This is a genomic window from Flavobacterium ginsengisoli (genome assembly GCF_029625315.1).
GTDB classification, from domain to species: domain Bacteria; phylum Bacteroidota; class Bacteroidia; order Flavobacteriales; family Flavobacteriaceae; genus Flavobacterium; species Flavobacterium ginsengisoli.
Genome location: NZ_CP121110.1, coordinates 4,981,334 through 4,994,652, shown reverse-complemented (window position 1 = coordinate 4,994,652; position 13,319 = coordinate 4,981,334). Strand labels below are relative to the sequence as shown.

General features: G+C 33.9%; 10 protein-coding genes. All 10 read right to left on the bottom strand.

Going from position 1 to position 13,319, the window contains the following annotated elements; translation table 11 throughout:
* Positions 1 to 2: 2 nt before the first annotated feature.
* Positions 3 to 3,536: a SusC/RagA family TonB-linked outer membrane protein gene (locus tag P5P87_RS23725; protein ID WP_278020814.1), complete on the bottom strand. Its 3,534-nt coding sequence runs from the start codon at positions 3,534 to 3,536 to the stop codon at positions 3 to 5.
* 234 nt (positions 3,537 to 3,770) lie between these two features.
* Entirely contained in the window at positions 3,771 to 4,919 is a 1,149-nt protein-coding gene (locus P5P87_RS23720; protein ID WP_278020813.1) for a FecR family protein, read from the bottom strand.
* A gap of 186 nt (positions 4,920 to 5,105) precedes the next feature.
* The gene (locus tag P5P87_RS23715; RefSeq protein WP_278020812.1) at positions 5,106 to 5,675 is read right to left on the bottom strand and encodes an RNA polymerase sigma factor; all 570 of its coding nucleotides are present in this window, start codon (positions 5,673 to 5,675) and stop codon (positions 5,106 to 5,108) included.
* A gap of 450 nt (positions 5,676 to 6,125) precedes the next feature.
* Entirely contained in the window at positions 6,126 to 7,313 is a 1,188-nt protein-coding gene (locus P5P87_RS23710) for an MFS transporter (protein ID WP_278020811.1), read from the bottom strand.
* Between the two features lie 46 nt (positions 7,314 to 7,359).
* The gene (locus tag P5P87_RS23705; protein ID WP_278020810.1) at positions 7,360 to 7,881 is read right to left on the bottom strand and encodes a DUF763 domain-containing protein; all 522 of its coding nucleotides are present in this window, start codon (positions 7,879 to 7,881) and stop codon (positions 7,360 to 7,362) included.
* On the bottom strand, positions 7,860 to 8,582 hold the full coding sequence (locus P5P87_RS23700; protein WP_278020809.1) for a DUF763 domain-containing protein: 723 nt from the start codon (positions 8,580 to 8,582) through the stop codon (positions 7,860 to 7,862). Before P5P87_RS23700 ends, P5P87_RS23705 begins: the two co-directional genes overlap by 22 nt.
* Positions 8,583 to 8,674: 92 nt before the next feature.
* Entirely contained in the window at positions 8,675 to 9,655 is a 981-nt protein-coding gene (locus P5P87_RS23695) for an AI-2E family transporter (RefSeq protein WP_278020808.1), read from the bottom strand.
* A 225-nt stretch (positions 9,656 to 9,880) separates the two neighbouring features.
* Positions 9,881 to 10,606 carry an ion channel gene (locus P5P87_RS23690; protein ID WP_278020807.1) on the bottom strand — a complete coding sequence of 242 codons (726 nt, stop codon included), beginning with the start codon at positions 10,604 to 10,606 and terminating at the stop codon, positions 9,881 to 9,883.
* Between the two features lie 74 nt (positions 10,607 to 10,680).
* Positions 10,681 to 12,243 (bottom strand): efflux MFS transporter permease, encoded by a 1,563-nt coding sequence (locus P5P87_RS23685; RefSeq protein ID WP_278020806.1) that lies wholly within the window; start codon positions 12,241 to 12,243, stop codon positions 10,681 to 10,683.
* A 7-nt stretch (positions 12,244 to 12,250) separates the two neighbouring features.
* Entirely contained in the window at positions 12,251 to 13,315 is a 1,065-nt protein-coding gene (locus P5P87_RS23680; RefSeq protein WP_278020805.1) for an HlyD family secretion protein, read from the bottom strand.
* Positions 13,316 to 13,319 lie beyond the last annotated feature (4 nt).

Below are 13,319 nucleotides of genomic sequence, written 5' to 3'. Positions count from 1 at the left end.
TTTTAAAGAGTAAGATTAAAACCAAGTAAATAAGTTCTTGGTAACGGTAAATTACGTGTAGCAGAGTTTGCACTATAAACTTCTGGATCAATATGATTTCCGCAAGCACTCCAATACCAAAGATTATTTACTTGAAAAGTAAACTTTGCCGATGCCATTTTAATTTTGTTTGCAAAAGCTTTTGGCAAATTATACCCTAATGATATATTTCTAAGTTTTATGTAATCACCGTCTACAACATTTGCACTTGAATTTCTCCACTGACTGCTTATAGTTGTTGCGTAGTTTCTCATACTTTCGTCAAAATCTACATACAAACGAGTGTTTCCATTTCTGTTTGTATCTGTATAACGATCTGCAATTCCTGAAAGGTTCACTAAATCAGAACCCATATCAAGAGTTTCTTTGCGCATTACGTTTCCTCCAGAGAAAACAAACAAGAAATTCAAATCAAATTGTTTGTATGAAAAACGTTGAGAAATCGATCCCGTATATTTTGGCATCAAAGTTCCCATGTTAACCAAAGCATCTGGGTTTGTAACTGTTTTTACTGAAGTCGAAATTGGGTTTCCATTATCATCAAAAGTAATTGACGGATTTCCATTTTCATCCAAAACATAAGGATATCCATTAACAGTTCCTCCATATTTGTAAGCATATAAACTATTATATGCTTCATTTTCTAAAAAGTAATTTGCTGGCGAAGACACATAAACAGAAGCTGTAGATTGAGCTCTTGTAACTTTTTTAACCGTTGTTTCGTTGAAAGCAAAAATTAAGTTAGAAGAAATACGTAAATCACCTGTATTGTACCACTCAGATCCTACACTTAGTTCTACTCCTTTGTTTAACAATGCTCCAGCATTTATTCTTCTTGACAAAGCTCCAACTGTCGGATCTAGATCTGTTGTTGCTAACAAATCACTGCTGTATTTACGATACACATCAATACTACCATTTAACTTTGCACGGAATAAACTGTAATCAACACCCAAATTGGTGCTTTGCGTTTTTTCCCATCTTAACATTGGGTTAGGCTGTGCTGTAATATTGGTATATTGTAAAGATTGATATAAGTTATCATTTCTTCTTGTTGCTGTAATATATGGAGTTGTACTTTGATCAATATTTCCGTTAATACCATAAGTAGCTCTTAATTTTAGCATGCTTACCCATTTTGTCTCTTTCATGAAATCTTCATTACTGATATTCCATCCTAAACCTACAGACCATAATGGACGATTTTTATACTTTGGATCTACTCCAAACAAATCGGCTCTATCAACACGGTAGCTTCCTGTAACATTATATTTAGATAAATAAGTATAACTTGCTGTGCTAAAAACTGAAAAATATCGATGTAAAATTTCAGTCTGTGTTCTTCCTAAAGCCGCTAGCGTACGGTTACTTCCATAAATATAACTCGCAACACCAGTTTGGCTTAACGCTAAATTATTAAGTACCGCAGAACTAAGTGTTACAGGATCATAACCGTATCTTAATTGCTCAATTGTTCTTGGTACAAAAGTTTCGCGCATTTCAAAACCAGCTAATGCATTAATAGAATGTTTTCCATCTGCAAAATCCTGATTAAAATCTAATTGATTTCTAAACGAATAATTACTCGCTTGACTGCTTGATTGTTTGTATCGGCCTCCTGATGAAAAACCATCTACATATGTATAGGAATTTGTTGTTGGATTGTATCCTGTTAAAGAGTTAATTGCATAACGCATTTTGTAAGAGTCAATATCATAATATTGCTCATTATCATTTCGTCGTACTTCGTACTGAAATTGAGTGTTAAAGCTTAATCCTTTATATAATTTTGCTTTTACATTAGCAAAAGTTCTTAAGCTTAATGAATTTTGCTGTTCAATCCCTTCTTTAAGCGCATCTAAAACATTAAATTCTGTTGATTTGAAACCGCTTAAAGCTCCAATTTTTCTAGCCACATAAGGATTAATTACACTACCCGAAGTAAAACCGTCATTAATACCAACAAATGGTGACATTACAAGAGCTCCGTTATCATCTGTAATACGCTCGTATCTTTTTTGAATATCGTAATTATTGTAACTAGAATCGGTTACATCATCGTTACTGTACGTTCCGTTTACTCCAAATGTAGCATTCAGCCAGTTATTTAACTGAAAACTGCTTTTTGCATAAAGATTAAATGCACGGCTATTATTATACTTTATACGATTTTTTGATTCGTCGTAATTAAGTGACACATACGTATTCTGTCTCGTTGTGCTTCCAGAAAAAGCAATATTGTAACGTTGTCTAAATTCGTTCTGCCAAACATTATTGCGGTAATCTTTATTGTAATCGTTTTTTCTCCATTGCGCAATTGTACTATTATAATCAGCATTGTTGATTACGCCTTCTTCTAAATCTCTATTTAGCTGATAAAGCGGACTGTAATATTTCATACTGCTACTTCCAATATCGCCATAACTGTTGAACATAGTTGCTGTATCAGCATATCTTGCTCTTTCTCTATTATAAACCGCTTGCTCATAATCAATTAAATCGCTTGTAGAAGCATAATTCATATCCCTTAAATTAGGTTTTTCAGCAATAAAGAAATCAGAATTAATACTTACTTTCAGCCTACCATTTCCTTTTTTGGTAGTTAAAACGATAATACCGTTTGCAGCCCTAGAGCCATAAATAGATGCTGCCGCCGCATCTTTAAGAACATCTACACTTTCGATATCATAAGGATTAATATCGTCTAAAGTCAACTCCGTTGGAAGACCATCTATGACTAAAAGCGGACTATATCCAACTTGGTCAGAAAAAGTTCCCATACCTCTTAATATTGGTTTGTCTGCCGCCGACCCACTTGGATTTTTTTGAAACATTAAACCAGCCACACGGCCTTCAAGAGCGCTTGATAAATTGGCATTAATGTTTTCGTTTAAAACTTTTTCATCCACTTTAGCAATTGCACCTGTAAAATTGCTTCTTGCAATAGTCTGAAAACCAGTTACCACAACTTCCTTCATAGCGACAACTTTGTCTTCGACAACAAGAGTAAGTTCTGTTCGGTCATTAATGCCAAAAGATTTTTTTTCAATTGTTAATCCTGTACAATCCAAAACTCCATTTGATGGCACTTTTTCAAAATAAAAGCTACCGTCAAAATCAGTTACACTAACTCGATTAGTTCCCCAAATGGTTACAGATACACCAGGAAAAGGCTCGTTTCTATTATTTACTACCTTGCCTCGTATATCTATCAATCCGTTTCCCCGCTCTTCGGTTTTTGGAGCCGTTACCACGATAGTTTGGTTGGTAATTGTATATTTTACATTTTGATTTTTAAAGATCTGATTTAAAACCTCATTTACATTCGCACTCTTAACACTAATGCTAACTGGTTTCGAATCTTTAAGCAATTTTTGAGTATAAAAAACTTCGAAATTAGCTTGTTTAGCCACTTCTTTTAGCACTTTTTCTAAAGGAGTATCTTTAAAGTTTATGGTAACACTTTGTGCTTGTCCAGTAAAACTGCACAACACCATAAAAACAGTGCATAGCGCCCATAAATGAGCAGAAAAATGAACTTTGGGAATCTTTTTTTAAGTTTTTTGTAAGGTTTTTTTGGTTGTAAATTTAATTTCATACATTTACATTGGTTATAGTTAAACAATAGGTGGACACTTATATTGGCTATAAACTTTTTAAACAACCAGAAGCATCGCAACTGCCTCTGGTTTTTTAGTTTATAGACTCAATATAATCGGTTAAATAAGATCTTACGGATACACAATAATCGTCTTTCCTTCAACCTTAAATTTTATATTACTAAGCTCAAGTACTTTTAATACTTCAGACAAATTTTTATTTCTAAAAGTACCTCCGTTAAATCTCACATCAGAAACATCGCCGCGATATTCTACTTTAATACCGTACCAGCGTTCCAGCTGTTTCATTACCGATTTTAAATCAGCATTATCAAATTTAAATCGGCCATTTTTCCAAGCGATTGCCGCTTCCGTATCAACTTCTTTAACAGCAATCTTATTAGAACCGTCTGATACATTTGACTGCTGGCCTGGTTTTAAAATTGCTTTCTGATTTTTAGACGAAACCGCAACACTTCCTTCCAACAAAGTCGTTTTTACAACAGATTCATTATTATAAGCATGAACATTAAAATGCGTTCCTAAAACCTCGATTGTTTGATTATCAGATTTTACTAAGAAAGGTTTGTTTTTATTTTTAGCAACTTCAAAATAAGCTTCCCCTTCCAATTCAACAATTCTTTGATTTCCGTTAAATTGAGTTGGGTATTTGATAGAAGAAACTGCATTCAAAAATACTTTTGTTCCGTCTGCCAAAACAATATTATATTGTCCGCCTGTTGGTGTCGAAAGTGTATTGAACGAATTCGAATCTTCTTTTGAAGTATCAGCATTTGGATTTATCATATAAGTAATTACTCCGTTGGCATCCATTTTTATGGTTACCTCATCTTGATCTTCTTTAGCAATAATATCTTTTGAAGAAACATCAGATAGAACAATTTGTTTTCCGTTCGAAAGCGTTAAAATTCCTCTGTTTCCGCCCGGAGCAATTTCTTTTGGTTTTTCGACAACTTGAATATTTTCTTGTTTTACAACCGACTCCGATTTTGTAAAATAGAATAATCCTGCGCCAAATAACAAAGCAACAGATGCCGCCGCTGCAATACGCGGCCAAAGATTGATCACTTTTTTCTCTTTTGCCAAAGGAAGTCTCGATTTCAGATATTCGTAACTATCTTCTAGTTCGTACTCGCTAAGCTGTTTATTGCTATTTGTTGCTTTATGCAAATACCAAGCATCAAGTTTGTCTTTATCTTCATTAGATAAAGTGCCATTTTGATATCTTTTAAGCAGTTCTAGAAATTCAGTTTCATTCATAATTACAACACGAAATTTTGTCTTGTTTTACTATAAGACAGTTAGAAATGGGTTTTGTCATAGATGAAAATCAAAAAAATATTAATTTATCATTAATAAATTTCTCGAAACGTTAGTTTCTCTTTATTAATGAGGCTTTTATGAGTATATTTTATTTTAAAATTTAACAAAAAGAACAAAAAAAATTTACCAGATAAAAACATTCAACGCAGATTTTAGTTTTCCGCGAAGAATTTTTAGCGAATTATAAACTTGTTGTTTTGCTGTTTTGTCTGTGATATTTAATTGAAGTGCAATTTCGTCATACGAAAGTTCTTCTACTTTTCTTAAAAGAAAAACTTCACGCATTTTTTCAGGAAGCAAAGCAATTTCATTTTCAATGATAGTTTCCAATTCTTTTTCTTGAAGTTTAGAATCAGCAAAAACATGATCATTTTTAATAAAATTTGAAAAAGAATCGGCATAACGCGAAACCACTTTTTCGTGTGCGATATGATTTAGAATTCTGTTTTTGGTTGCTTTGTATAAATAGGAAGATAGCGATCCTGTAATTCCCAACTCTTTACGTTTGTTCCAGATAAACAAGAATACTTCCTGAACAACATCGTTGGCTTCATCATGATTTCCAGTCATTTTGTAAGCATGGTTTACTAAAAGTCTGGAGTATCTTTCAAAAATTTCTGTATAGGCTAATTGATCATCTTCCTTAAGGAGATTTAATAAGATATGATCAGCATATTTGCTATAAACAGACATTAATTAATAAAAAGTGAGGATCAAAAACACAATATTAAACAATTTTAATGTTAAAAGCCAAAAGATTGTTAAGTTTAGAAAAGCGCAAAGGATTTCGTAAACATTTTTGAATAAAATTCAATATGATTAATCTTAATAATATTGAACAGCAGTGTTCTAGTTTCAAAAAAACTAATTTGGGACGCAAAAGTTTAATTTATTGGCGAAAAGAAAAAGCCTGTAAAAATAAATTTACAGGCTTAAAAATAATCCTTTACCAGTTAAGTGAAATTGATTAAAGGCAGTTCTGACATATAAAAATATAGATTTGCTTCTCTAAAAAAATTTACAAAGAGAAAAGCATTTCTCTCACACAGTCTTGCTATGTATATTTTAAGTAATAGAATGACTTTTATGCTTACCAAAAAACTATGCAGCCTATCTGTTAGAATAATTTCACACAACAAATTCTTAACTAAGACTTTTGTGTTTTTTTCTAGCAATCTTTGCCCAATACAAAAGATATACAATTCCTAAAACGAGAATCAGAATATCAAATTTCATAATCTGCGGAATACGCATAATTTGATCGCTGTAATAACTTCCGCCTAAAAGCGCTCCACAACCAATTCCAAGTTCCATCGAAATATACATTGTGGCAACTGCTTTTCCTCTATGATCGGGATTACTCAAATCGATAGTCCAAGCGCTGACTGCTGGAGACAAAATCCCTGTACCAATTCCGTAAATTGTTGCTCCAACCAATAACATCTGAATATCTCTTCCTTCACTTATTACAAAAAGTGCAAAAGCCGTTATAATTAATCCTGCCAATATCACTTTTGGTCGCCCATGTCGGTCTGAAACTTTTCCTGCTCCAAAACGAACTAAAACTGAGGCCACCGTAAAGGCAGTAAAGAATATACCTTTATTGGTTGCTCCAACATGCTCGCTCCAATCTGGAATTAAAGTCAAGATAAGTCCAAATGCCGTGTATGAAAGAAAAGTAATAATTCCTGCAGGAAATACATTTTTGTCTACGATATCTTTTCGTCCAATAATAAACATAGAGCGGTTCAGCTTTTCTTTTGTAGCAAGAGTTTCTTTCATATTCATTACGATAATAATAGAGAAAAACGCCAAAAAAGATGAGCAGTAAAACATGACATTAATTCCGTACAAATTCACAATCAAACTTCCTAATGCAGGTCCGAGCGCTCCACCAATACTAAAACACAATCCGTGCATTCCTAAAGCTTCACCCCATCTATGTTGCGGAATAATATCTGCTACATAAGCTGATGTCGATGTTGGTTTAAATCCTGTTGAAAAACCATGAACCAAACGCAATAATAAAAATCCGGAAACAGAACTCAAAATCGGATAAAGAAATCCGCATACCACACAAACCGAAGATCCGATTGCCATAACAGGAACTCTTCCCCATTTATCGGTAAGTTTACCGCTAAAAGGACGTGAAATTGCAGCCGTTAAAGTAAATAAGGAGATAATAAGTCCTTTGTATTCTGCTCCTCCCAAACTGCTTAAGTAGTTTGGAAGTTCAGGAATCATCATATTAAAACTTGATGAAAATAATAAAGAACTCAAACAAAGTAAAATGAATTGTAGGGTGTAGATTGATTTTTCGTTTTGTGACATTATTTGTTTTTTGATAACTAAAGGCTGATAAGGAATATCTATTTTTTTAGAATAATTCCAACTGATTGTTTGGGTTTATAGGTTTCTTTTTTGGTGGTTTTGCATCTCCAAAAACGGTTTTTCCTCCGTATTTATGCGATTCTTCTCGTTCTCTCTGAACAAGAGCATCAAAATTTGAATTTGGAGTAAAGCTTTCTTCTGCTTTCCGCGAAATTTCAGATAGTTTCTGAATAGCGCTTAATTTGTCACTATTGCCAATTTTGGCTCGATTAATAGCTCTTTGAAGCGTATCTATGGTTTCATCGTAAATTTTTACAGGAACAGGAAACGGATGTCCGTCTTTTCCACCATGAGCAAAAGAAAAACGAGCAGGATCTTCAAATCGTGTTGGAGTTCCATAAATAATTTCGCTCACTAATGCTAATGACTGCAAAGCTCTTGGTCCCATTCCTTTTAAAAGCAGTAATTCTTCAAAATCTTCTGGTTTATTTTCGTGAGTTGTCCAAAGCATTGCGCCCAATCTTTTCATATTCACATCTTCTATTCTCACATCGTGATGCGCAGGCATAGAAAGATGCTTGCATTTCTTTTATGATTTTTACTGGCGATTCTTTTACCAACTCTAAAATTCCTTCTCGAGATTTTGTAGCAGACGTCGGCAGTAAGGTTCAATATAGAACCTTGATTTTCGCCATAAATAAAAGTATGAGGTTTGTTTATAAAGGATTTCAAATCTTGAGAATGCCAATGGTATCTTCTCGCAGTTCTAGAATCTGGATTCATTCCTTGCTGAATAACAGCCCATTGCCCTTTATTATCGACAATAAAATTATGCTGATACAATTGAAATCCGTCTTGAATGGCAGTGTTATCTACTTTGGCGGTAAGTCGGTCGCAACTCGCAAGATTAACTCCGTCAAGACCTGTTTTTTCGCCAACAAATAAAAGTTCCTGCGGCGTTGCCATAGAATACTTTCCTTTGCCTCCGCAGATATAAATTCCGAGCTCTTTTGAGTGCGGATTAACTGATTTTTTTAAAGCTCCAAGTACCGAAGTTGTAATTCCAGACGAATGCCAATCCATTCCCATAACAGCGCCAAAACTCTGAAACCAAAACGGATTGCTCAATTTACTGATAACTTCGGCAGTAGAAAATTCCATCGCAATGGTTTCGACAATTGCAAAACCAAGTTTAGACATTCGCTCAGCAAGCCACATTGGAACATGTCCATAATGTAAGGGAAGATCTGCCGTGCCTGAACGTTTCATTTGTGAGGAATTTATAATCCTGCAAAAATACTTCTTTTAATTGTGAATTATAAATTGTGAATTGTAAATTACTGCTAAAAATAATTCACAATCTAGACAATCTCAATATCTTCTGCTGGTTCTTCAACAGGCTCTATATTGTCGTCTAACCAAGCAACAAAAAGTTTGTAACCTATTGAAAATACAATTGGTCCTACAAACAACCCAATAAAACCCGACATGATAAAACCACCAATTACACCAAGAAAAATAACAAGCATTGGCACAAGCGCGCCTTTTCCTAATAAGAGCGGTTTTAAGACATTATCTGATAATCCGCTGATGATGAAAAATACCGTCCAAAAAATGGCATAACCAGAATCTCCTGTTGAGAAAAGATAAATGATAACTCCGATATTAATAATAATTGGTCCAATCTGTAAAATAGAAAATATAAGACAAATCAAAGTCAAAATTCCTGCATACGGAATATCAGCACAAAACAATCCAATAGCCTGAATAATAGTTTGAATAACCGCAACTCCCAAAATTCCTTTCACAACTTGATAAATTGTAGAAACCGAAATTGTCATAATCTCTTCAGCCTCATTTCCAGCAATTTTTTTAAGGAATTTCATAAAAAAAGCTTTTCCACCTGGCGATACTAGTAAAATACCTGCAATAATAATAGATAGAATAAACTGAAGAAAAGCAGCTCCAGAACTCAAAATGCTAGCCATAATTTTAGAAGTTAATTCTTTTATCTGGTCTTGGTATTTAATAACTCCCTGTTCCAAATCTGTCGACATCGAAAGTAAAAATTCGTAAAGCGGTTTTCCTATTATTGGCCATTCTTTTATAGAAGCTCCGGGTGGCGTAATTTTTAGCGTTCCTGCATCAAAACTATCTTTCAATTCTAAGAAATTTCCCGTTGCCGCTTTTAGGAAATAAATTAAAGGCAATATCATTATAGCGATAATCAAAATAGTAATGACAACTGAAGCCAATGCTTTACGGCCTTTCAGAATTTTCTGCAACGAATTAAACAAAGGATAAAATACCACCGACAGAATTACAGCCCAGAGAATTGGCATAAAAAAAGGTAGCAGCAATTTAAGACAAAATCCTACAAGGAGAAAAATGAAAAATAACTGCAAAATAGTATCAAAGAGTTCTTTTCTCTTATTCGAATTAGTTGTTGTTTTCATGGTTATATTTTTTAATGGTGAATGGTAATTATGAGTTGTAAATTGTGAATTGTTAATGGTAAATGATTTCTCTCCACAAATCTCTTTTCTAACTTCTTTCTTATTAATACTCTAATCTTGGTTCTTGCCTCTTGATTCTTCTTTACTTCCAGTCTTATTAATAGAGAAATTAGCATCAGAAACCAGTCTTCCAATTAAGATAACAGGATATAAAACGCCTGTAAGAACTTCTATTTGAACTAAAGAGCGTGCCAACGGATGAAGAGGAACTATTTCTCCAAAACCTGTTGAAGTCATACTGATGTAGCTGAAATACATAAAATTAGCTTGGTCGCTATTGCTTGCAAATTTTGACTCTGCAATCTGAAAAGAACCTTCGATATGGTTATAAAGAAATAAATAAAGCACCGACCAAAAGTGAACTAAAAGCATATAGACTACAATAGATCCTATGATGCGATAATTGGTTACAGGACCTGGCTCTAAAACTTTTACTAAAACCAAAGAGATTAAGAGAAGCATAATTGCAACCGAAAAAATAAGATCGGCAAATAAAATAAAGACATTATGATTTAAGTAATTAATCCATTGTATAATAAGAAACAGAATAGGGATTATTGAAATACTTATGGCTTGCTTTCTATGTTTTGATAATGCCACAATTCCCGCAAAAAGAAACAGCATCCAAAATATATTGACAGCCACCATAAAATGGGATTTACTCCCAAAAAACGGAATAGCAATAAAATGCATGATACACAAAAGTATCAGCATGCCACTAAGTCCCTTTTCTTGAGTCCAAAAGCGGTATAAAAAACGATCTTTCTTTGCTATCATAATATAAATCAATGCTTAATTAGTTGCTTTTTCTAAAGTCTCATTTCTTGCTTCTTCATTTAGTTTCTTCATTCTCAAATCGGTATTGGTTCTACTTCTACTCTTCCTATTGGTCTGCGCCAAAGTTTGAAAATCAGAATAATAAAAATGGGCAGAAAACAAATTGCCGACATGACGAGATAAATATCTTTGTAAGCCAACAAAATAGAAGCTTGCGAAGTTTGGTTAGAAAGACTTTTTTCTGCTTTTTTCTGCGCCTCAGCATCAGATAATCCCAGGAATAAAAATTTCTTTTTTGAATTTTCTAGCTGGCTTTCTGCTTGCTTGTTTATTGCGCTTAACTGTTGACTTAAGCCCGTTTTATGCTGTACATTCATTTTTGAAATAAAGGTTCCCAAAACAGCACCGCCCAATAAAGAAGCAAAAATGGCTTGAGCTATAATTCCTGTCATCATCCGTGAAGTGCTTAGCTGCGGTGGAACTCCTTCTGAAATATAGAGTAACGAAACAGGAAAAATAAATCCCATTCCTACTCCTTTAAAAATTAAGGGCAAATAAAAATCAGAGGCATCGATTCCTGGATAGAACCTAAAGTAGAGCGTAATATGATAAATTCCATAACAAGCAAAACCAATTATCCAAATTGTGGCCAAATAAATTCGTTTGTATAAAAGATAAGTCGAAAGCGGAATCGAAATGCATAATCCGATCAGCAATGAAAGATGTGTTACTGCCCCAAGAACAGAATCAAATCCTAAAACATTGGTCATATAACCTGTAACTACGCTTCCTGTTCCGTTCATTATCCCGATATAAAACATCATTAAAGCACCTACAATTACATTTTTAAATTTGTAAACATCAGGATTAATTAAAGGTTCTGTCGTAAATCGAACGTGAAGCAGATAAATGCCCACAGTAATAAATAAAAATGCAAAAGCGAGAGTTATTTTAGGGTCGCTAAGCCAATTTCTCGTTTGTCCTTCAGCACACAAAAAAAGAATAATCGCAAAGAATAAAATCATAATAATCCAACCTCTCCAATCAAATTGAAATTTGGTTTTAAGAGGTGCAACATCAGCTTTGTAAAAATACCAAGCCAGAATAATACAGATTAAAAAATTGAGATTTAAGAAATAAACTCCAAATGTCCAGTTATGAAAACTTACAAAATTTGCTCCTAAATATTGATACAAATGCTGACTCCCTTTTTGTATAAACTGAAAAATGCCATACATCAAAGCCATATTTAACGCTGGATTGTATTTTAATAAAATAGGCACCATAGAAGCAAATATTCCGATTATGGAAACAATTGCTAAAAGAGAACGACATAAAACAAACCACGCAATAGTTGGCGCAAACAATGAAGCAGTATTAAATAAAAGTGATAAAAATGAAACCGATAAAATCATGGTACGCACTTTAATTTGTTTTCCTAATTTTAATCCTAAAGGCAAAAAAGCTAGCATGGCAAAAATGGGAATATAAACGGCGTAACTAAAAGCAGTAGTAGAAGGTGCAAAATGTCCTAATAGTCGCGAATTATCATAAGTCGTTACATTCAATCCGTTAAAAAAGGAATCGTCAGGATATACAATCCTGTCAGTGTAAAAAGGCTCCTTTTTTTCCTGCAAACATCTTTTACTTTTTTACTTTAACTGTAACATTCATTCCTGGTCTTACATCTTGAAGCTCTTTAGACGAAACTTCAAATTCTATTTTAACGGGAATACGCTGCGTGATTTTTACAAAATTTCCGGTCGAATTATCTGGTTCTACCATCGAGAATTTGGCTCCTGTTGCTGGCGAAAAACCCATTACTTTTCCTTTAAATTCTTTTCCGTCCAGAGCATCGATTTTAATGGTAACTTCTTGACCTTGCTTTATTTTTTCGATTTGAGTTTCTTTAAAATTCGCAGAAATCCATAGTTTTTCACTCAGCACCATGGTGGCAATAGTTTGATTGGCATTAATTAATTCGCCAATAGACAAATTTCTTTCGCCAATAAAACCATCTGCTGGCGAGATAATTGCCGTATAAGACAACTGAAGTTTGGCCGCATCCAAATCGGCTTTCTTTCTAGCAACAGTTGCTGTTGCGGCTTCCAGATTAATCGAACTTTGTTTGGTCATAGAACTACTTGCATCTAAGCCTTTTCTTCCTGCTTTAACATAAGCTTCTTCCGATTTTAATTTGGAAATAACCTGATCGTACTGATTTCGCGTTACAGCCGAATCTGCATACATATTTTTAAAGCGCTGATAATCTTTTTGGGCTTTTTCTAAACTGGCCAAATCTCCTGCTAATTTTTCTTTTCCCGAGGCCTGATTAGAAACTGAAGTTGTAATATTTTGCTCTAACGAATGTAGATTTCCTTCGGCTATAGCCAAATCTGCATCGGCTTGTCTAACTTTAATGAGGTATTCTTCATCGTCTAAAACAACCAAAGTATCTCCCTTATGCACCAACTGATTGGATTCAAATTTTATTTCTTTAATATGTCCCGTAGCGCGAGCCACAATATTGTTCATATAAGCTTCGACCTGAGCATTATTTGTAGTTTCGTAAGAACTGAAATCGAAGAATAGGCTTAAAATCCACAATCCTCCTGTTATTAAAAAAACAAAAGACAAAATCGTAAGAACTCTGTTTCTTCTTTTTTCGCTTTTCTGAATTGCGCTATTTTGTATATCTGCTTCGCTCATAACA

Bases quoted from the DNA above. Each gene is read 5' to 3' on its own strand.
- P5P87_RS23725 (WP_278020814.1), bottom strand. From the start codon at position 3,536: ATGGTGTTGTGCAGTTTTACTGGACAAGCACAAAGTGTTACCATAAAC.
- P5P87_RS23720 (WP_278020813.1), bottom strand. From the start codon at position 4,919: ATGAATGAAACTGAATTTCTAGAACTGCTTAAAAGATATCAAAATGGC.
- P5P87_RS23715 (WP_278020812.1), bottom strand. From the start codon at position 5,675: ATGTCTGTTTATAGCAAATATGCTGATCATATCTTATTAAATCTCCTT.
- P5P87_RS23710 (WP_278020811.1), bottom strand. From the start codon at position 7,313: ATGTCACAAAACGAAAAATCAATCTACACCCTACAATTCATTTTACTT.
- P5P87_RS23705 (WP_278020810.1), bottom strand. From the start codon at position 7,881: ATGCCTGCGCATCACGATGTGAGAATAGAAGATGTGAATATGAAAAGA.
- P5P87_RS23700 (WP_278020809.1), bottom strand. From the start codon at position 8,582: ATGAAACGTTCAGGCACGGCAGATCTTCCCTTACATTATGGACATGTT.
- P5P87_RS23695 (WP_278020808.1), bottom strand. From the start codon at position 9,655: ATGCCAATTCTCTGGGCTGTAATTCTGTCGGTGGTATTTTATCCTTTG.
- P5P87_RS23690 (WP_278020807.1), bottom strand. From the start codon at position 10,606: ATGATAGCAAAGAAAGATCGTTTTTTATACCGCTTTTGGACTCAAGAA.
- P5P87_RS23680 (WP_278020805.1), bottom strand. From the start codon at position 13,315: ATGAGCGAAGCAGATATACAAAATAGCGCAATTCAGAAAAGCGAAAAA.